Origin of the sequence: Aeoliella fuhlenseeensis, from assembly GCF_052161615.1 — a bacterium.
In the GTDB taxonomy this organism is placed as follows: domain Bacteria; phylum Planctomycetota; class Planctomycetia; order Pirellulales; family Lacipirellulaceae; genus Aeoliella.
This window is the reverse complement of sequence record NZ_CP197417.1, coordinates 3020087-3039577: the sequence shown is the minus strand read 5'-3', so window position 1 is coordinate 3039577 and position 19491 is coordinate 3020087. Positions and strand designations below refer to the sequence as shown.

Here is a 19491-nt window from a genome sequence, read left to right as displayed (position 1 = left end):
ATTCGTGGGGAGAGAGTTGGTCGTTGGGAGAGGTTTGTATTGAATCGTAGATGCGCGTGCGAGCCGGGGCGTCCCCGCCCCCGGAGATGTTGCACTAGAGTCAACTCTAACTTCACAATCCGGGGCCGGGGACGGCCCGGCTCACACGTCGGTGTGTGGTACTTATCAGGATAGGGCACTCCGCGGCGACCGAGAAGCGCGTGGTGCCTTGCGAAGCTTCTCGATTCGTCCGATATTGGGCCATCCCGTTAGCCCCCGTCATCTCACCTCAGCGCCACCTCGATGGACATCTTCGCCTCGCGTCAAAAGAAGCTCCGCGGCCACATCCGCCAGTCGAAGGCCGACGCCCTGCTGGTGACCAATCACTACAACGTCACCTACCTGACCGGCTTCACGGGCGAGGACGCCTACCTGCTGCTCACGCTCGACGGGGCGACGCTGGTCACCGACCGCAGGTTCACGATTCAGCTCGCCGAGGAATGCCCAGGGCTCGCGCTGATTGTCCGCGAGCCGGGGCAGATGATGATCCCGACGACTTGCGAGCTGATCCAGAAGCTGAAGATCGATCGGCTGGCTATCGAGGCGGCGTCGATGTCGGTCGCCACGCAGCAGGCGATCGCCGAGAAGCTCGAAGGAGTCCAGTTTGTCCTCACCACCGACCTGGTCGAGGGCCTGCGGTTGATCAAGGACAAGACCGAGATCGAAGCCACCCGGATTGCCTGCGAGCAGGCCGCCAAGGCCTTTGCGGCTGCCCGAGCCCTGATTCGGCCCGCAAGCACCGAGAAGGAGATCGCCGCCGAACTGGAGTACCAGGCCCGGCGGTTTGGGGCCAAACGGCTGGCGTTCCCACCAATCGTCGCCGTGGGAACCCGATCGGCCCTGCCACACGCTCCTCCCACCGACAAACGGATCGATTCGGACGATTTTACGCTAATCGACTGGGGTGCCGACTCGGGGCTCTACCTGAGCGACTTGACGCGTATGGTGGTCACCGGTAGACTCTCGCCCAAATTCAAGAAAGTTTACCAAGTTGTTTTAGAGGCTCAACTTGCGGCGATTTCGTTCATCAAACCGGGCGTGAATTGCGAGCAAGTGGACAAGCGGGCCCGCGACGTGATCGAGAAGGCCGGCTATGGTAGTAACTTTGGCCATGGGCTGGGTCACGGCACGGGGCTCCAGATTCACGAGTCCCCCCGTTTTGCCAAGGGCCAAGACAAGGTGCTGCTTGAAGCCGGTATGATCGTGACGGTCGAGCCGGGCATTTACCTGGACGACTGGGGCGGCATCCGAATTGAAGACGATATCCTGGTAACCAAGAGTGGTTGCGAGGTTTTAACTAGCGTTCCCAAGCAACTCGAAGATTGTATTTTGAGTTAACCTGCCTGGGCTAACGAGACATCTATTACTGTATTGCCGGCCCTCGCGGGCCGTTCGCGGCGGTGGAGCAACCAATGGCTAAAGACGCAGGCGGGTCGAATCCCGGCGACGTATTCGACGTACGAAAAGTGCGGCGGCTCGTGGAATTGATGAACGAGCACGAACTGGCCGAGATCGATCTCCGCCAAGCCGACCAGCGAATCCGTCTGCGGAAAGGTGGCGAGCCCATCGTCACCGCCATTCCTGCGGCACCAGCACCAGCGGCTCCCGCAGCTGCCCCGGCCCCCGCGGCTGGCGCTCCCGCCGCCGCTGCACCCGCCCCGGCTGCCACTGGCAAGGTAATCAAGAGCCCCATCGTCGGCACGTTCTACGCGTCCCCCAGCCCCGACGCCGCGGCGTTCGTGAAGGTGGGCGACCAGGTCGGTCCCGACACCGTGGTCTGCATTGTCGAAGCCATGAAGGTGTTCAACGAAGTTCCCGCCGAAATGTCGGGTAAGATCGTGGCGGTGCTGGTCGAGACCGGCGACGCGGTCGAGTATGGCCAACCGCTGTTCAGGCTCGAATAGCCCCGTCGCCATTTCACGCCGCCGTACTCCCCTCGCGGCTCCCACGACCTTCCTGCCAACGCTCCATCGATGTACCAACGCATTCTCATAGCCAACCGAGGTGAAATCGCGCTGCGGGTGATCCGCGCGTGTCGCGAGTTGGGCATCGAAACGGTGGCCATCTACAGCGAAGCCGATCGGGGTGCCCACTACCTCGATCTCGCCGACGAAGCGTACTGCATCGGCCCCGCGAAGAGTTCCGACAGCTACCTGAAAATCGCCAGTGTCATCAGTGCCGCCGAAGTCGGAAACGTCCAGGCCATTCATCCTGGGTACGGATTTCTCGCCGAAAACGCCCATTTCAACGAAGTCTGCCGTAGTTGCAACATCGACTTCATTGGCCCCATGCCCGAGGCGATGTCGCAGCTAGGCGACAAGAACGCCGCCCGCGACTTGGCTCGCCGCGCCAACGTCCCCGTCGTGCCGGGTAGCGAAGGCGTGATCAAGACCGAAGACGAAGCGATGCGCTTCGCCCACGAGGTCGGCTTCCCAGTGCTCATCAAAGCGGTCGCCGGTGGTGGTGGTCGTGGTATGCGAGTCGCTGCGAACGACTTGGCCCTCAAGTCGGCCCTGCAACAAGCCCAGGCCGAGGCCCAAGCCGCGTTCGGCAATGGCGACGTCTACCTCGAAAAGTACATCACCCAGCCTCGCCACGTCGAAGTGCAGGTGATTGCCGACCATCATGGCAACGTGGTTCATTTGTGGGAACGCGATTGCTCCGTGCAGCGTCGTCACCAGAAGCTGATCGAGGAAAGCCCGAGCACCAGCATCAGCCACGAGACGCGCCTCGAAATGTGCGAGGCCGCCCGCCGCTTGATCGCGTCGGCCAACTACACCAACGCCGCGACCGTCGAGTTCATTGTCGACGGCGAGGGCAACTACTACTTCATCGAAGTCAACGCCCGTATTCAAGTCGAGCACCCCGTCACCGAACTGGTCACTGGCATCGACCTGATCAAGGCCCAGATCTTGGTGGCCTCGGGCGAGCCCTTGCCGTTCTCGCAGGACGACGTGGTGCATCGCGGAGCCTCGATCGAGTGCCGCATCAACGCCGAGGATCCCGATCGCAACTTCCAACCCTCGCCAGGTCGCATCGAGCGATTGATCGTGCCGGGTGGCTTTGGTGTTCGGTGGGACTCGCACGTCTACGGCGGATACACGGTGCCGCCGAACTACGACTCGATGATTGGCAAGCTTTTGGTTCACCAGCCCACCCGCGCCGAAGCGATCGCCACGATGAAGCGAGCGCTTCGCGAATTGCGAGTGGATGGCATCAAGACCACCGCCAAGCTGCACCTCGAAATCTTGAGCCACACGGCGTTTGTCGAAGGCCGAATCGACACAACGTTCGTCGAGCGGACCTTCATGAACTCGTAATATTGCGAGTCCCACCCCGCGCCGCCCACCATTCTCCCCCCGTCCGCTGGCCGTTACAATGACGGCTCGCGGGGGTGTTTTTGATCTGTTTACTACCGATATTTGCACTGATTGAACTATGGCCGAAGCCCTTACTCGACCCTACGCCGACAAAAGTTCCTTCCGCCGCGTGGCGATTCTGTTCGCCGGTGGTCCCGCCCCCGCTGCGAACGCGGTGATCTCCGCCGCTGCGGTGTCGTTCCTGCGTCACGGTTCCGAAGTGATCGGCATCAAGCACGGCTACTCGAGCCTCGCAACGTACGACCCCGCCAAGCCATTGGAGCAGGGGACCGACTACGTGGTGATCGACCACCCTATGCTCAGCCGCACCCGCAGCAAGCAGGGCATCATGATCGGCACGGCTCGCGCCAACCCTGGCAAAATGGTATCGAGCCCCGAGCATTTGAAAGATCCCGAGCGCGTCGCTCCTCTGAAGGCCACGTACGACGCCCTGCGTTCCATCGGCGTTGAGGCGCTGATCTCGATTGGCGGCGACGACACCTTGAAGACCGCCAACAAGTTCAAGCTGTATCAGGACACCCTGCCGGCCGACGCCCCACGCATTCCCGTGGTGCACTTGCCGAAGACCATCGACAACGACTATCGCGGCATCGACTTCACGTTCGGTTACTTCACCGCCGTCGACTTCCTGGCCCGCGAAGTTCGTAACCTGCTCGCCGACGCCGAAGCGAACAAGAGCTACTTCCTGGTCGAATCGATGGGCCGCAGCGCCGGTTGGTTGGCTTACGGCGTGGCGATTGCCGGCGAAGCGAGCCTGGTGATCAGCGTCGAAGACATCCGCGGCAAGTACCGCACGACCGAAGAGTACACCAATCCTGAGACCGGCGAGACGAAGACCCGCGACGTGATGAACCTCGAAAAGGTCATCAAGCGGATCGTGCTCACCATGATCACCCGCGAGCGGGAAGGCAAGAAGTACGGCGTTATCGTCATCGCCGAAGGCCTCGCCGAACTGATGCCACAGAAGTACCTCGAGGGCATCGGTCGCGACGATCACGGCCACATCAACATCTCGGCCATCAGCCTGCACACGGTGTTTGGCAAGCTGATCGCCAACGAGTACGAGAAGCAAACCGGCACCAAGCGCAAGGTCACCCCGCTGCAACTCGGCTACGAAGCCCGCTGTGCCACGCCGCACGCCTTCGACGTGATGCTCGGCAGCCAACTCGGTGTCGGTGCGTTCCGCGCCCTCGAAGAGCAGAAGCTCAATGGCGTGATGGTTTCGGTGTCGGGGCAGTTGCAACTGCACTACGTGCCGTTCGAAGAACTCGTCGACCCGCAAACGCTGGTCACGGTCGTTCGCTACATCGAGAACGATAGCGACTTCCAGTTGCTCACGCGGTTCCTCGAGACCTACGTCAACGAAGAAGACATGCCTGTTTCGTGATCCCGTCGTGGTAGTCACGTGGGGCGAACGCAGGCGATGATGAAAATGGATTGAAAGCTTCGACATGGGATTCCCCTCCCCGTTCTATCGTTGGCGTCCGCACCCCTGGCACGGTCTGGAGGTCGGTCCGGAACCACCGAAAATCCTGAATGCGTACATCGAACTCACACCGTTCGACCGCGTGAAGTACGAGCTCGATAAGAAGACCGGTTATCTTCGGGTTGACCGTCCCAACCGCACGTCGTCGTTCTGCCCCACGCTCTACGGCTTCGTGCCGGGTACGTACTGTGGCGACCGCGTGAAGGCTTTGATGTCCGACGCCGTGGCGGGCGATGGCGATCCGCTCGACATTTGCGTGATCAGCGAGCGGCCGATTCAGATCGCGGAAGTGATTCTCACGGTGCGCGTTGTTGGCGGCTTGCCCATGCTTGACAACGGCGAAGCCGACGACAAGATCATCGCCGTGCTCGATGGTGATGCGATGTGGGAGGGTGTCGAGGATGTCTCGCAACTACCGACCGTGCTGGTCGATCGCCTGCGGCATTACTTCAGCACCTACAAGATGCTCTCGCCCGACGAAGACCGCGTAAAGATCGACGCCGCGTACTCGCGCGAGCACGCGACCAAGGTCATTCACGCCGCGATCGAAGACTACGCCGAGCATTTCGGCGGAGGTTGATCGTTCCTCACAGGTCGGCTATTCGCTTAACGTTCCCTTGGTGCTCGGCACTCCCGGGCACCGAGGGTCCATCTCCACCGCCATTCGCAGCGCACGCGCTGCCGCCTTGAACACGGCCTCCGCGATGTGGTGGCTGTTACGCCCGTAGTGCAACTGCACGTGCAGGTTGCATAGTGCGTTGGCAGACACGGCTTGCCAGAACTCCTCAAGCAGCTCCGTATCGAACTCCCCAATCTTCGGCGAGGGAGTCGGGGCATTGTAGACCAAGTAGTGCCGACCGCTCAGGTCGATCGCTACGGTCGCGAGCGTCTCGTCCATCGGCAGCGTGAAGTGGCCATAGCGATGGATACCACGCTTGTCGCCAACCGCTTCGCGAATCGCCTGACCTAGGCAAATGCCGACGTCCTCCACCGTGTGGTGCTGGTCCACGTGCAAATCGCCCGCTGCGCGAACCGTTAGATCCACCACCCCATGCTTCGCGAACAGCGTCAGCATGTGGTCGAGAAACCCCACGCCCGTCGCGATGTCGGCCTTTCCTGTGCCGTCGAGGTCGAGCGAGAGCTGAATGTCGGTTTCGCCCGTTTTTCGGTCGATGGAAGCAGTGCGAGGCATATTGTGCGGCTGTAGGAGGATGAAACTTCGTACTGTTAGCGTACCTGCCCAGGGAACGCTCGGGCAGGGATATCGGCTGGAAGGTCGGGTTTGGGGATCGGCGGCGGCGAGTTATAATCGGAACAAGCGGCACGAACGTCGCTTGCTTATCCCCACGTCCATCGGCCCCCTCTTCCGGCGGAGGAACCCATGCCCCCGATGCGAATCCCTGCTCCGGCGAAAGACGAAGAGCTCCGCTCCACCGTCTCGATCGACACCTACGCCCGGCAGCACGAACTCACCCCGCGCGAAGTCCGCCGCCTACTTGGCACCGGCAAGCTGCCGTTCGTCCAAGTTCGCGGCCAGATCCGTGTGCAACTCGAACCCCGCGTCGAGAGTTCCATCGTCGAAGCCGCCGACGAGAATTGAGCCGCTCTCCGTGGCAGGTGGTTCACTTACGATAGCTGCGGTCGTCTGCCAAGACTTTGGTAGCAGCGGCATCAACAAATGGCCCAGGTAGCTCGACGGGCTCGGCTCCTCGATACCAAACGACTCGGGTTCATGGTCGGGGCACGTGTACGTCCCAAACAGGACATCCATGAGCGGGCTGATGTTCGCGTAGTTCCCCGCCCGGCGATCCTTCGCGTGATGCCAATGATGAAGCTCTGGAGCACCAATCAATACACGCAGCGGGCCAATCGGCAGGCGGACATTCGAGTGAATGTAAATAGCCCAGATGCCGCGGAACACGACCAGTAGGGCGATGCTCTCGAGCGAGAACCCGAGCAGCACCGCCGGCAAGTTGATGAGCCCCACGGTGTAAATCGAATCGAGCGGATGCTCGCGATGCGCTGCGAGCCAGTCGAGGTGCTCGGCCGTGTGGTGCACGGAGTGGAATCGCCACAGGAAGGCATTGGAGTGTTGCAGCCGATGCGCCCAGTAGATGAGGACATCGCTCAGCACGATCACTTCGATCGCCTGAAGCCACCAGGGTTGCGAAGCTACCGCCGCGCGAAAACCGCCCGGCAAGACTTCCGTGATCCAACCGTTGACGTAGCTCAACCCCCACAGCACCAGGCCACTCCACAGCAAGTACTGACCCAGGAAGAAGCAAAGATCGGTCCACCAATCTGGTCGAAAAAACCGCTGCCCACGCTTCGCTGGAAACGCGAGTTCCATCGGCCAGAACACGAGCGTCAGGAAGAAAAAACTCGCCGCGACGCTCAGCAGCATTAGTCCGACGTTCGACCATTCCATGCTCAGTCCCCCTTACCCTTCATGGTTTGAGGTGCTGCGACTTTCGAAGCGGGCGGAGAGAAATCAATCGCCGGTGCCATCGACTTCGAACTCGGTACCGTCACTACCGGAGCCGCTGGAGTCGCGCTTGCCGGTTTCGCGGGGAACGAACTGTCAAATACCTCCGCACGCTTCGTGCTCGGCATCAACATCGGTGGCGCAAGGGGAGCCATTTTCGCTGCATTACTCGTAGGAGCCTTTAGCTCCGCCGGCCTTACCAGCGGCACGGCACTCTTGCTGCTGTAGGCGTGGATGTCGTCCGTCAACCTCGCAGCTTCCTTCATGCTCTTCGGAATCTCCACCGGTGACCCGTCGCTCGTCACCAAACTCCCGTCATTAAAGTGCACCGGCGCCGATTTCGTGCCGTGCATCCTGACCGTGGTGGGCTGGGGCGAAGAGTCACTAACGTCTCCGCTGAGTGCCCCCGCTTTCATGGCGACGAAGCCGAGCAAGAGCGTCAGGCTGGAGCAAACCACCGCCACCCGCCGGAATATCGGAACTCGCCGCATCGCTCTGGCTCCTGGGACAAGATCACCCACTCACCTAAGACGCTCGCCATCTTCTGGAAGTTCCACCGGGCTCGGCGAAATTATTCGCTCGTCAGGCCCAGTCGAGGCCGGTTTCGATTTTTACGCGGTCTTCGAAGTCGCCGATCAAGCCGCCGATCACGTCCCAACCTTCGCGGCGGCGGACTTCGATGTCGCCTTGCCGATTCACGCGGACGATGGTCGTCTCGCGAACGCCCGCTTCGTCCAGGTTGTCGTGGTGCAGTTCGTCTTCGCTAATGATGCGATCGAGCGTCGCACCGGTCATTTCAATAAACGCCATACCTTGGTCTCTCTCCGAAAAGTCCACTCCCGAGAGGTGCATTCTAACACAACTCTCCGCCAAGTACCTACAGCTTCCAATCGGGTGCGAGGGCTCGAATTTTCTCGGTGAGAGCGAGCAGCGTCGCCACGTCGAGTTGCTCGGTGCGGGTGTCGGGACCGAACTGCATTTCTTCCATTACGACGTCGATCTGTTCCTTGGTCAGGTGCCCCTTCATGGCGGACACGATGTTGGCCCGCAGGAACTTTCGCCGATGGATGAAGATCATCTTCACAAACTGATGGAAGTAGAGTCGATCGGGGATCAAGTTCCGCTTTTCGTGATTGATCACGATGCGAATAATCGCTGAGTCGACCCGCGGCTGAGGCCAAAAGACGCTCGGCGGCATGATGCGGACGATTTCGCAGTCGCACTGGCTTTGCATCCAGACGCTCAAGGCGCTGTAGTCCTTCGACCACGGCTTGGCGACGATTCGCTCGGCGAGTTCCTTCTGGATCGTGGCGACCATCGAGTGCGGCAGGTGCTCGCACGACAGCAGGTTCGACAGAATTGGTGTCGCAACGTTGTACGGCAGATTCGCGACGAGTTTGAGTCGGCTGTTCGGAACCGAGTCGAGCGCTTCGCCGACGGCTTGCATCACTTCGGGGGCGAAGTGGTTCTTGTTTCGCAGGGCGTCGATCTTCAGCATCGTCACGTTCTCGTCGTCGAGCAGGTGCTCGCTGGCAAGTTCGTATAGGTGCCCGTCGATCTCGACAGTGACAACATGCCCCGCGAGGTTCGCCATCATTGCGGTGAGCGAGCCGGTGCCCGTGCCGACTTCGAGCACGACGTCTTCGCGATCAAGGTTGGCGGACTTGACGATCAAGTCGACAAGGTTCAGGTCGATGAGAAAGTTCTGCCCATGCCGCGAAGCGGGCTCGACTCCGATTTCGCGGAGTCGCTGCATGAGGAACGATTTGGTTTGTCGTGGTTGCATTAAGGCAGTGGTAGGGGGTTAGTTAATTGGTCGACTAAGTTGACGCTCGACGTACTTTGCCAGCACGTCGGTTTCGATGTTCACGGTGTCGCCGATTTGCCGGCCGCCGAGGGTGGTGACGCTGAGCGTGTGGGGGATTAGGGCGACGCTAAATCGTTCGTCTTCGACGTTCACCAGCGTGAGGCTGACGCCATCGACGGCCACGGAGCCTTTGCTTGCCATCTGGCGCGTCAGCTCGCGCGGTACGCGAAACCAAAACGTGGCCCATTCGGCGTCGTCGATTCGCTCGTCCACCGTGCCAAGGCCATCGATGTGCCCGGTAACCAGGTGCCCGCCGATCTCGTCGCCCATGCGGAGCGAGCCTTCGAGGTTCACGCGGTCGCCCGGGCGGAGCTTGCCCAGGTTCGTCCGCGACAAGGTTTCCTCACCCGCCTGAAACGCCAAAAGCTCGCCCTCGATGCCGACGACCGTCAAGCAGCAGCCATTGGTGGCGATGCTCGCGCCGATCGCGGCGGTCGCCGCCAACTCTGGCGCGCGAATCACCAACCGCACGCCACCGGGTTCGGGGGCGAGCTGGGCGACTTCGGCAAGGGTTTGGACGAGACCGGTGAACATGGGGAAGTGGGGAAGGGGGCGAATAATCGGGGGCAATCGCGAATCTTGCATTCTAACTGGGGCGTGCCACCGCTTCGAGTGGCGGGGTGCCAACCGGGGGACTAATGTCGCGGTTTTGGCGATATTTCATTGGGTGCGACTTTATTCTGTCGGGCGATTCTCACGGGCGTTAAAAAGTCTCGTGTTTTGTCGAGTGAAATCCACTTCAGGCCTATAGGTCGTTTTGGATAATGTCGCAGGGGGGAACCGCAAGTGCGACATTACCGTTCGAAGAGGGAGCGGGAAGGGGGATGGGGGGAAGGCCGAATGCGGAGCCTGTCCCCACGTGTCAACCTGAGGGAGCCCCCGCGACCGAAGGATCTCTTTTGCCATTGGTTCCAGTTTCTCCCTTTCTCACGCAGAGGCGCAAAGACGCGAAGAATTAGCCCGTCCGTCAGCGCGTATTTCGACCGTTCGCAAACCCTGCGGTTGGCGCTGTCTTTGTTTCGAGTTGTTCCATTTACTCCTTCATCTACACACACCAGCATCCAATTGGTGTATGTTCATTGGAACAGGTGCGCGAGTACTTTCTAGTCACATTCTGAAAGAAAGTGGAAAAAAGTTTTGTGGCATGTTTCAGGCCTTTTCCCCTTCCTTTTTCCGTCTTCCAAACGCGACCCAACGCGTGGTGGTTTGGTGGGAGAATTGCTACATTCGCAGGAGGTTTTCGCTGCGTCCAACTTGCGGTCAGTGCTCGATGACCGACGGGCGTTTCTAGCTTGTCTTGGGAAGGGTGGCACCAGAGATGCAAATCCCGAGAATGCATCGACATCTCCTACAATTTGCGGTCTTCCTGGTGACGCTGTTTGCGTTCGTCCAACTGGCGATCCACGCCAGGCCGTTCTTCCTGGCTATCGCAGTATTCTTCTTGGCCTTTCCGATCTCCTATCTGATCGCGTTCGCGTTTTCAGTTGTGGTGATAGATCCGTTTGATTTGTGGCTAAGACGCGCGACACGCGATCCAGTGTGGCTGATGACTTCGGAAGGGAAGAAATGGCTGGCCACTGACGAGGGGAAGCTGTGGCAGAAAGCGAAGGAACCCTAGAGGTGAGCTTGTGCGGCGGGTGGGAGAACTATGCAATTGACACAAGATTGCTCTGCCGAGCTGGAAACGGAATGAATTCCGTTGTTCAAGCTGCCCCCGGCGCGGCGAGAGTTCTATACTAGGGAGTCAGGAAAAAGGGGATCGCGCGTGAAGTAACGATCGGGTATTGGTGCTTTGTTTCCAGTAGACGTGCTGATTTTGGTGGGCGGGATTCTGGTCCTGCTGGGCATTGCTTCCAGCAAGCTCTCAGCACGGCTGGGAATGCCGGTGCTGGTGCTGTTTCTCGCCGTGGGGATGCTTGCGGGTTCCGAGGGGATTGGCGGGATCGACTTCGAAGACTTTCGCCTCGCGCACGGCATCGGCACGATCGCGCTGGCCATCATCCTTTTCGATGGTGGGCTTGGCACGCCGATCGAAGCGGTACGCCTGGTGTGGAAGCCGGCGGTCGCGCTGGCGGTTCCCGGCGTGTTGATCACGGCCTTAGTGACGGGGGTCGCCGCGCACTGGATTTTGGGTATCGACTTGCTGCAAGGCATCTTGATTGGCAGCATCGTCGGATCGACCGACGCGGCGGCCGTGTTTTCGGTGCTGCGATCGGGGGGCGTGTCGCTTTCGAATCGATTGCAGTCCGTGCTGGAAGTCGAGAGCGCTTCGAACGATCCGATGGCCATCTTTCTCACGGTGGGCTGCATCGAAGTGTTGCTGGGCGAGATGACGCTCGGCGTTGGAATGCTGACGATGTTCGCGAGTCAGATGATCGTAGGAGCGGTGGTCGGCATCGCGCTCGGTTTCGCGGCCGTCCGGTTGATTAATTGGATTAATCTCGACGCGGCGGGGCTCTATCCCATACTTGTCACGGGCTGGGGCATGCTGACGTTTGGGCTCGCCGTTCTGCTCGGCGGTAGTGGCTTCCTCGCGATTTACCTCGCGGGTCTGGTGATTGGCAACAATCGGATCGTGTTCCAGCGTGGTATTCGATTGTTCCACGACGCGAGTGCATGGCTGGCGCAGATCGTGATGTTCGTGGTGCTCGGGCTGTTGAGCTTTCCTAGTCGTCTGCTCGACGTGGCATGGCAGGGTCTACTGGTGGGAGCGGTGTTGATTTTCGTCGCTCGTCCGATTGCGGTATTCTTGACCATAGTGCCGTTTCGATTCAGCCTTCGCGAGCTGGTGTTCATTTCATGGGTGGGCTTGAAGGGAGCCGTGCCGATTACGCTGGCCACGTTCCCGCTGATGTATGACACACCGCACGCCGGCATGATTTTCGACGTGGTGTTCTTTGTGGTGGTGATGTCCGCGATCATCCAAGGGGCGAGTTTGCCCACGGTCGCCAGGTGGCTGGGGCTGGAAGTCCCGGCTCGCCCCGTGCCACCGGTTCAGTTAGAGATCAGTTCGCTGCGGCATGTGGATGGCGATATTGTAGACTACACCGTGGGTGCTGGTTCGCGAACGGCGCACCGCCGCGTGCGTGATCTCGCACTGCCACAGGGGGCGGTGATCGCGATGATTGCGCGTGAGCGTGAAATCATTCCGCCCCAGGGCAATACAGTGCTCGAGCCGGGCGATCACGTGATGTTGGTGCTGAAGCCCGACACGCGTCCTTTGGTCGATCGCATCTTCGCCAACGACCCAACGCACCATGCAGGGCTGCCCGTGGGATTCGAGTTTCCCTTACGAGCCAGCATTACGGTGGCGGAGTTCGAGGAGATGTACGGCATTGTACTGGGGGTATCGCGCGACCTTACGCTGGGCGAGGCGCTCCGCGAGGTTTCGGTCGATGCTCCGAAGGTGGGACAGGTGATCCGCTGCCGCGACGTGACGCTGCGAGTTCGTCAGATTGATAATGCCGGCATGATCGAGCAGGTGGGACTGCTCGTGGACGAAGGGTAAACTCAACACGACGAGGTGTTTCATGAGAATGGCGTATGAGCTAGCCGGCCGAAGTGCTTTGGTGTTGCTCGCGATGATGATCTCCTGCTTGCAGGCGAGAAGCGATGAGGAACTCGTCGGCAAGGTGATGTGTGGATACCAGGGTTGGTTCCGCGTGCCGGCCGATGGTTCGGGGTGTGGGTGGCATCACTACGCGTCGGGCCCGAAGTTCGATGCCGCGCACGCAACCATCGAGTTATGGCCCGACGTCAGCGAGCTGCCAGAGGAAGATCGGTTCGATACCGAATTTCGAAAGAAGGATGGCACGGTCGCTCAGGTGTTTAGCTCGGTCCGGCCAGCGACGACCGACCTGCACTTTCGCTGGATGAAAGAATACGGCGTCGATGGCGTGTTCTTGCAACGGTTCTCTGCGAATACGCGAGACGAAACGCACCGCACGGCGATGGATCAAGTCCTCCAAAACGTGCAGGGTTCGGCAACGAAGCACGATCGTGTGTGGGGGCTCATGTACGACCTGAGTGGAACGCGTCCCGATCAGTTCGGCTTGGTGGAGGAGGATTTCAAGCATTTGCAGAAGTCGTTCGGCGTCGCGAAGGACCTCAACGACCGGCACTACGTCAAGTTTCGAGGGCAGCCACTTGTCGCGCTGTGGGGCCTCGGCTTTTCGGACCGTCCCCCGGCGCTCGACGAATGGGCGCGGCTAATTCAGTTCTTCAAGCAACAGGGCTACGCCGTGATGGTGGGGGTGCCGACTTACTGGCGGACGCTGGACCGCGACGCGATCGCCGACCCGCGTTTGCACGAGCTACTACACACCGTCGACGTGCTCAGCCCGTGGACCGTGGGGCGTGTCAGTTCGCCGGAGGAAGTCAAAACGTTTGTCGATAAGACGGCGATCGACGACGCGGCGTGGTGTCGCGAGCGCTACATCGAGTACCTGCCTGTTGCGTTTCCAGGCTTTAGCTGGCAGAACTTGCAGCGGACTCGCGGCGAGGAGGCACGTTTCGATCAAATTCCGCGGCGCGGCGGCGAGTTCTTCTGGTCGCAGTGCTGGAACTACCGCCGCGCGGGTGCGCGGACACTGTACATTGCGATGTTCGATGAACTCGACGAAGGGACGGCGATCCTGAAGTTCGATAAATCACCACCGGTTGGCACTGCGAAGTTCCTCACCGAAGACGTGCCGAGCGATCACTACCTGTGGCTCACGGGGAGGGCAGGGGAGTTGTTTGAGCCCGAGGCGAAGTTGCAGCCCGAAAAGATGCCCGTGCGCGACTAACCTGGCGGTTTGACGCGACGTTGTTCGCGTTGATCCTCGAGATTCGCTACATTGTGATTTGCGGCCATCTCGAATCGACGCCCTCGAGAGGAAGAAGCTGAGCCATCAACGACCCCGACGACATTTTGAAGATACTGCTGGAACTGGGCAAAGTCGGTCTCGTGCTCTGCCTGTGCTTCGCGGTCGTAGTGGCGATTATCTCGTTTGTAGATCGTCATAAACCGGGGAATTGACGAAACTTCGTCCGAGAGCTGCCCGGCGAGCTACGTGTTGATGGGTGCGGATGCTTTCTCCGGTTCAGTCATCAACATTGCAAAATAGGTCTCGGCCAGCGAGTCAAACCTGTTTCGCACGGGGGCCTTGCAGGTGCCGAACTAAATCAGGCCACGCTTCGCCGTAAAGGATCGAGTCTCTACGCGGAGGCCACCGACTCAGCTCAGCACGGGGCACGCGTCGAACCATTCGCGGCCGGTGGCTTCCATCCATTCGGTCGACTGCTGCGGACCCCAGAGTCCTTGCTCGTATTTATAGACCGGCGGCTGGTTTTCGTTTGCCCAGTGCTGAAGGATGGGATCGCATATCTTCCACGCCGCTTCCACCTCATCGGCGCGGGCGAAGAGGCTGGCGTCGCCTTCGAGGGCGTCGAGCAGAAGTCGCTCGTACGCTTCGGGCATCGTGCCGGGGAAGTCGCGGTCGTAGCGGAAGTCGAGATCGGTTTGGCGGATTCGCATGCCCTGGTCGGGGACCTTCGTTTGAAAGTGCAACTGAATGCCTTCGGCAGGTTGCACTTGAATCACCAAGCGATCGGCCTGGCACTCCCGCCCGCCGGTGCTGAAGAGCATGTGGGGCGGCTGGCGGAACTGGATGACGATTTGCGTCGTCCGGCAACTCATCGCCTTGCCGCTCCGCAAAAAGAACGGAACGCCATTCCAGCGCCAGTTGTCGATCCACAGCTTCATCGCCGCGAACGTGGCGGTTTGGCTGTTGTCGGCGACGTCTTTTTCTTTCAAGTACCCGTCGTACTGTCCACGGAAGGTGTCGGCGGTGAGCATTTCGGGCGTCATCGGCCGCACGGCCTGCAGTACTTTGACCTTCTCGTCACGCACGGGGTCCGCGGCGTAGCGAACCGGCGCTTCCATCGCCGTGATCATCAGCAGTTGCAGAATGTGATTTTGGAACATGTCGCGGACGATGCCGGCGGATTCGTAGTACCCGGCGCGGCTGCCGATGGTGACCTCCTCGGCCACCGTGATCTGGACGTGGTCGATGTAGTTGCGATTCCACACCGGCTCGAAAATAGTGTTGGCGAAACGCAGCACGAGCAGATTCTGGACGGTCTCTTTGCCCAGATAGTGGTCGATGCGATAGACCTGCCGCTCGGCGAACACGGTGTGCACCACGTCGTTCAGCTGGCGAGCGCTCTCGCCGTCGGTGCCAAACGGCTTCTCAATGACAACACGTCGCGGGCCATTCGACTCATCGGCGAGCCCAGCCGCACCAAGCATCTCGGCCGCGGGGCCGTAGAAGCGCGGGGCTGTTGAGAGATAGTAAACGCGAGAGCTTTTGCCGTCGCCTTCGATCTCGGTGAGAAAGGTGCCAAGTGTTTTGAAATCTTCCAGATTGCCGATGTCGCCCGGGTGGTAGAACACCTTGGGGGCGAAGGTGGTCCATGACTCGGCATCGAAGTTCTTGCCGGCGAACTTCTTGGTGCTCTCTTCGAGCGACTTACGCCACTCGTCGTGCGAGAACTCGGTCCGCGAAAAGCCAACGACCCGCGTATCCGCCGGCAGTCGCTTCTTGCGATGCAGTTGGTAGAGAGCGGGAATGAGCTTGCGCTGCGTCAGGTCGCCCGAAGCGCCGAAGATAACGATGGTGTGAGGCATAAGGCTCGAATGACCAATGACGAAATACCCAATGACCAATGGAAGATTGGGTCATTGGTCATTCGGCATTGGGATTTTGTTAAATGGTCATGGACGTGAAGCCGCCGTCGACGTAGATCGCCTCGCCTGTGATGAAGCTTCCCGCGGTTCGTGACAGCAATAGCAGCGTCGCTCCGATCAGCTCGCCGGGTTCGCCGAATCGCCGCATCGGTGTGTGCCGCATGATGTCGGTCACGCGTTCTTCGCTTAAGATTTTACGGTTCTGCTCGGCGGGGAAAAAGCCGGGGCAAAGGCAGTTCACCCGCACGCCTTTAGTAGCGAACTCGCGGGCCACGTTCTTAGTGAGGCTCAGCACCGCGGCCTTTGACGCCGAATAGGTGAATACTTTGGAGAGTGGCAGGAAGCTGGTCACGCTGCCAATGTTAAGAATCGAGCCGCCCGTGCCGGAGTCGATCATGTGCTTGCCAAACACTTGGCAACTGTAGTGGACCGCCGAAAGGTTGCTCCGCAAAATGCGGTCGAACTCTTCGTCTTCGATGTCAAAATAGGGGGTTGCCGAGTTGACCCCAGCGCCATTGATCACCGCGTCGACGCGGCCATGGTTCTTGACCACGGTGTCGCAGAGTTCCTGAATCGAAGCCTTGCTCATTGCATCAACGGACGCGAACGACGCCTTGCCACCGGCGTTGACGATGGCCTCGACGCGGGCGAGCCCACGCTCTTCGCTCCGCCCCGCCACGACAACATGCGCGCCGGCCTGCCCCAGCCCCTGAGCCATCTCGCCACACAAGACGCCAGTACCACCAATCACCACGGCCACCTGGCCGTCGAAGCTGAAGAGTTTATCGAGATAGGACATGTTTGGGTTTACCAGGGAGTATTAGCAGGTCTTAATTGAGCCGGTCAGCGTTAGCTGCCGGAGGTGGGTTGGGCAGAGTCACAACTGGGGTCGCGTAGAGGAATTCGTCGCGGATCTTCGCAGATCGAAGCGGATTCGCGCGGAGTCAAAGACAATAGGTTGGCTCCAACCTCGATCCGCGTTCATCCGGCCGAATCCGCGACAATCCGCGTCTAATTCTTTTATGCGGCGTGTAGTTCAATCACACGGACTTCCAATTCAACTTCTCCACCCGCCGCCGAAACTCCTCCCGCAGTCTTCGATCATCCCACCGGCGGTAACGAGTTTTCTCAAGCTCTACGTGAAACGCCAGCGGCACGTCGTCCGAGCGGCGGACTTTAATTAGCAGCATACCCAGCTGGGCGTAGTGCGTCACGGCCACGAGATCTTGCCAGTGGTAAAACTGGTAGTCGATCCACAGGCCACGCTGGCCTAGCTGGAAGGCGAGCGACCGGCGACTCACGCGACAATACACTATCCACCCGGCCACCCCCATGGCCACAACCCCCAGGAGCGCGACGGCAACCACTTTTAGGTCCCTTTCACATTCCTCCTATTCCCTGACAGTGATGGGTTCGCGGCGTGGGGTGGGTTTTATTCTGGGTGAGGCACGTTGCTTCGAAAAAATGGGACGCCGAAGGTCGCGGAATTGGCAGGATGAACGCGGTTACTTCGGTGATGGTCAACAATCAATACTTAAATCGTGTCTAAGTCCATAGTAACAGGACGTATTTCTGACCTTCGTCAACGCTTAGCTGGTAGCCGGACATGTCAGCAATTGCTTGCTCTAGCTCAAATAATTGCTTGCGGAAAATCTTCTCCTCAGGAAGTGTGATTAGAAGCATATTTGCATTATTGTCGCTAGGATTTGCGGGCAGTTCACCCATTACCTCGACCAGCTTCGCCCCACGCATGTAGCACTCTTCTATTGCATCGATAGTTTCTTCATGGGACATCTCATGGACTATGCCGTAAACGCTCCCAGTTCGCGCCAACCAATGCCTTGCTTCTTCGGAGTCATTCTGCTGCCGAATTCGTTCCACGGCCTGATCATACTGATGCATGCGGAGCAACTCCGAGACTGCCTTGGAATTCAAATGACCACGTTGAGCTGGTTTCTGCGTACACCCACTGGCGATAGGGGGCTCCTACCAGTTCCGGGCGCCGAAACTTTCGGCGCGCCTATTACGAAGGATCCTTCCGTAGATCGAGCCATTCGGTGTGGAACATCTCGCCGCGGGGTTTGTCGGTGCGTTCGTAGGTGTGGGCACCGAAGTAGTCGCGTTGGGCTTGCAGCAGGTTGGCCGGCAGCGTCGCGCGGCGGTAGCCATCGTAGTAAGCGAGGGCCGTGTAGAACGCCGGGACCGGGATGCCGAGCGTGGCGGCGGTGGCCACGACGTGACGCCATGCATCCTGGGCCTTGTCGATCGCTTCGCCGAAGTACGGCGCGAGCAGCAGGTTCTCAAGCTTCGGGTTCTTGTCGAAGGCTTCCTTGATGCGATCGAGGAACACCGCGCGGATGATGCAGCCACCACGCCACAGCATGGCGCAGTCGCCGTAGTTCAGCGGCCAATCGTGCTCGGCCGCGGCGGCTTGCAGTTGCACGAAGCCTTGGGCGTAGCTGACGATCTTCGACGCGTAGAGGGCGTGGCGGACCTGGTCGATGAACTTCTGCTTGTCGCCGTCGTACTTCTTGCCGTTCAGGTGCTCGCCATGCGGACCCTTGAGCACTTTCGAGGCGCGTTCGCGTTCGTCCTTCAGTGCCGAGAGACTGCGGGCGTACACGGCTTCGGTCACCAGGGTGCTTGGCACGCCAAGGTCGAGCGCCAGTTGGCTCATCCACTTGCCGGTTCCTTTGGCACCAGCGCGGTCGAGCACTTTATCGACCATGAACGTGCCATCGGTGTCCTTGACGCTGAAGATGTCCCGGGTGATCTCGATCAGGTAGCTGTCGAGTTCGCCACGGTTCCACTCGGCGAACACGTCGTAGAGCTCGTCGTTCGTCAGGCCCAGGGCTTCCTTCATCAGGAAGTAGGCCTCGCAGATGAGCTGCATGTCGCCGTACTCGATGCCGTTGTGCACCATCTTCACGTAGTGCCCAGCACCGCGGGGGCCAACCCATTCGCAGCAGGGGATGTCGTTGTTCGGACCCACCTTGGCGGCGATGGCCTGGAAAATGGGCTTCACGTGTTCCCACGATTCGACCGAGCCGCCCGGCATCATGCTGGGACCCTTCAGCGCGCCCTCTTCGCCACCCGATACACCGGTGCCGCAGAACAGCAAGCCTTGCTCTTCGACGTACTTAGTGCGGCGTTCGGTGTCGGCGTAGAAGGTGTTGCCGCCATCAATGATGATGTCGCCCTTGTCCAAAAGCGGCAGGAGTTGCTCGATCACCGCATCGACGGCCGGGCCGGCCTTGATGAGCATCATTACCTTGCGGGGGCGCTTGAGCGACTTGACTAGTTCTTCGACCGTGTGGCACCCAACGAAGTTCTTGCCCTTGGCGCGGCCGTTGATAAAGGCGTCGACCACGCTGGTGGTGCGATTGAACACGGCCACCTTGTAGCCACGGCTCTCGACGTTCAGAGCCAGATTCTCACCCATTACCGCCAGGCCGATCAGGCCAAAATCGCATAAATCGGACATCAGGTTTCCCAATTGTGGTA

At 59.8% G+C, this 19491-nt stretch carries 20 protein-coding genes; 8 read left to right on the top strand and 12 right to left on the bottom strand.

All coding sequences use genetic code 11. The features are described from left to right. Nucleotides 1-282 precede the first annotated feature (282 nt). The 5 genes from SH292x_RS11970 (at nucleotide 283) to SH292x_RS11950 (ending at nucleotide 5485) form a co-directional block, all read left to right on the top strand. On the top strand, nucleotides 283-1377 hold the full coding sequence (locus SH292x_RS11970; RefSeq protein ID WP_442481231.1) for a M24 family metallopeptidase: 1095 nt from the start codon (nucleotides 283-285) through the stop codon (nucleotides 1375-1377). A gap of 74 nt (nucleotides 1378-1451) precedes the next feature. Continuing rightward, nucleotides 1452-1943, top strand: coding sequence for an acetyl-CoA carboxylase biotin carboxyl carrier protein (accB, locus tag SH292x_RS11965; protein WP_442481230.1), 492 nt, complete (start codon nucleotides 1452-1454; stop codon nucleotides 1941-1943). Nucleotides 1944-2012: 69 nt separating this feature from the next. After that, complete coding sequence (accC, locus tag SH292x_RS11960) at nucleotides 2013-3359, top strand: acetyl-CoA carboxylase biotin carboxylase subunit (protein WP_442481229.1); 1347 nt, start codon at nucleotides 2013-2015, stop codon at nucleotides 3357-3359. Nucleotides 3360-3477: 118 nt separating this feature from the next. Next, nucleotides 3478-4806, top strand: a complete 1329-nt coding sequence (locus SH292x_RS11955) for a 6-phosphofructokinase (protein ID WP_442481228.1) — start codon at nucleotides 3478-3480, stop codon at nucleotides 4804-4806. 64 nt (nucleotides 4807-4870) lie between these two features. Beyond that, the gene (locus tag SH292x_RS11950; RefSeq protein WP_442481227.1) at nucleotides 4871-5485 is read left to right on the top strand and encodes an inorganic pyrophosphatase; all 615 of its coding nucleotides are present in this window, start codon (nucleotides 4871-4873) and stop codon (nucleotides 5483-5485) included. Between the two features lie 18 nt (nucleotides 5486-5503). On the opposite strand, the gene hisB is transcribed toward SH292x_RS11950, so the two are convergent. The 6 genes from hisB to SH292x_RS11920 form a co-directional block, all read right to left on the bottom strand. Beyond that, a complete protein-coding gene (hisB, locus tag SH292x_RS11945) occupies nucleotides 5504-6097 on the bottom strand; it encodes an imidazoleglycerol-phosphate dehydratase HisB (RefSeq protein WP_442481226.1) in 594 nt (197 codons plus the stop codon). Between the two features lie 300 nt (nucleotides 6098-6397). Further along, nucleotides 6398-7333, bottom strand: coding sequence for a sterol desaturase family protein (locus SH292x_RS11940; RefSeq protein ID WP_442481225.1), 936 nt, complete (start codon nucleotides 7331-7333; stop codon nucleotides 6398-6400). A gap of 2 nt (nucleotides 7334-7335) precedes the next feature. Further along, nucleotides 7336-7881: a hypothetical protein gene (locus SH292x_RS11935; RefSeq protein ID WP_442481224.1), complete on the bottom strand. Its 546-nt coding sequence runs from the start codon at nucleotides 7879-7881 to the stop codon at nucleotides 7336-7338. Between the two features lie 91 nt (nucleotides 7882-7972). Beyond that, on the bottom strand, nucleotides 7973-8200 hold the full coding sequence (locus tag SH292x_RS11930; RefSeq protein WP_442481223.1) for a hypothetical protein: 228 nt from the start codon (nucleotides 8198-8200) through the stop codon (nucleotides 7973-7975). Nucleotides 8201-8267: 67 nt separating this feature from the next. Then, nucleotides 8268-9176, bottom strand: a complete 909-nt coding sequence (rsmA, locus tag SH292x_RS11925; RefSeq protein WP_442481222.1) for a 16S rRNA (adenine(1518)-N(6)/adenine(1519)-N(6))-dimethyltransferase RsmA — start codon at nucleotides 9174-9176, stop codon at nucleotides 8268-8270. Nucleotides 9177-9194: 18 nt separating this feature from the next. Then, entirely contained in the window at nucleotides 9195-9791 is a 597-nt protein-coding gene (locus SH292x_RS11920) for a riboflavin synthase (RefSeq protein WP_442481221.1), read from the bottom strand. 799 nt (nucleotides 9792-10590) lie between these two features. Here SH292x_RS11920 and SH292x_RS11915 point away from each other — a divergent pair. The 3 genes from SH292x_RS11915 (at nucleotide 10591) to SH292x_RS11905 (ending at nucleotide 14044) form a co-directional block, all read left to right on the top strand. Continuing rightward, nucleotides 10591-10875: a hypothetical protein gene (locus SH292x_RS11915; protein ID WP_442485839.1), complete on the top strand. Its 285-nt coding sequence runs from the start codon at nucleotides 10591-10593 to the stop codon at nucleotides 10873-10875. A 174-nt stretch (nucleotides 10876-11049) separates the two neighbouring features. Next, a complete protein-coding gene (locus tag SH292x_RS11910; protein ID WP_442485838.1) occupies nucleotides 11050-12765 on the top strand; it encodes a potassium/proton antiporter in 1716 nt (571 codons plus the stop codon). Nucleotides 12766-12787: 22 nt separating this feature from the next. Then, a complete protein-coding gene (locus tag SH292x_RS11905; protein ID WP_442485837.1) occupies nucleotides 12788-14044 on the top strand; it encodes a glycoside hydrolase family 71/99-like protein in 1257 nt (418 codons plus the stop codon). Here SH292x_RS11905 and SH292x_RS11900 read toward each other — a convergent pair. From SH292x_RS11900 to gnd, 6 genes are all read right to left on the bottom strand, one after another. Next, nucleotides 14041-14262 (bottom strand): hypothetical protein, encoded by a 222-nt coding sequence (locus SH292x_RS11900; RefSeq protein WP_442485836.1) that lies wholly within the window; start codon nucleotides 14260-14262, stop codon nucleotides 14041-14043. The genes SH292x_RS11905 and SH292x_RS11900 overlap by 4 nt on opposite strands. Before the next feature lie 213 nt (nucleotides 14263-14475). Continuing rightward, nucleotides 14476-15927, bottom strand: a complete 1452-nt coding sequence (gene zwf / locus SH292x_RS11895) for a glucose-6-phosphate dehydrogenase (protein ID WP_442485835.1) — start codon at nucleotides 15925-15927, stop codon at nucleotides 14476-14478. Nucleotides 15928-16006: 79 nt separating this feature from the next. After that, nucleotides 16007-16786 carry an SDR family oxidoreductase gene (locus SH292x_RS11890; RefSeq protein WP_442485834.1) on the bottom strand — a complete coding sequence of 260 codons (780 nt, stop codon included), beginning with the start codon at nucleotides 16784-16786 and terminating at the stop codon, nucleotides 16007-16009. Between the two features lie 241 nt (nucleotides 16787-17027). Continuing rightward, nucleotides 17028-17288 (bottom strand): hypothetical protein, encoded by a 261-nt coding sequence (locus SH292x_RS11885; protein ID WP_442485833.1) that lies wholly within the window; start codon nucleotides 17286-17288, stop codon nucleotides 17028-17030. A gap of 244 nt (nucleotides 17289-17532) precedes the next feature. Next, nucleotides 17533-17889, bottom strand: a complete 357-nt coding sequence (locus SH292x_RS11880; RefSeq protein WP_442485832.1) for a hypothetical protein — start codon at nucleotides 17887-17889, stop codon at nucleotides 17533-17535. Between the two features lie 121 nt (nucleotides 17890-18010). After that, nucleotides 18011-19471, bottom strand: a complete 1461-nt coding sequence (gene gnd, locus SH292x_RS11875; RefSeq protein WP_442485831.1) for a decarboxylating NADP(+)-dependent phosphogluconate dehydrogenase — start codon at nucleotides 19469-19471, stop codon at nucleotides 18011-18013. Nucleotides 19472-19491 lie beyond the last annotated feature (20 nt).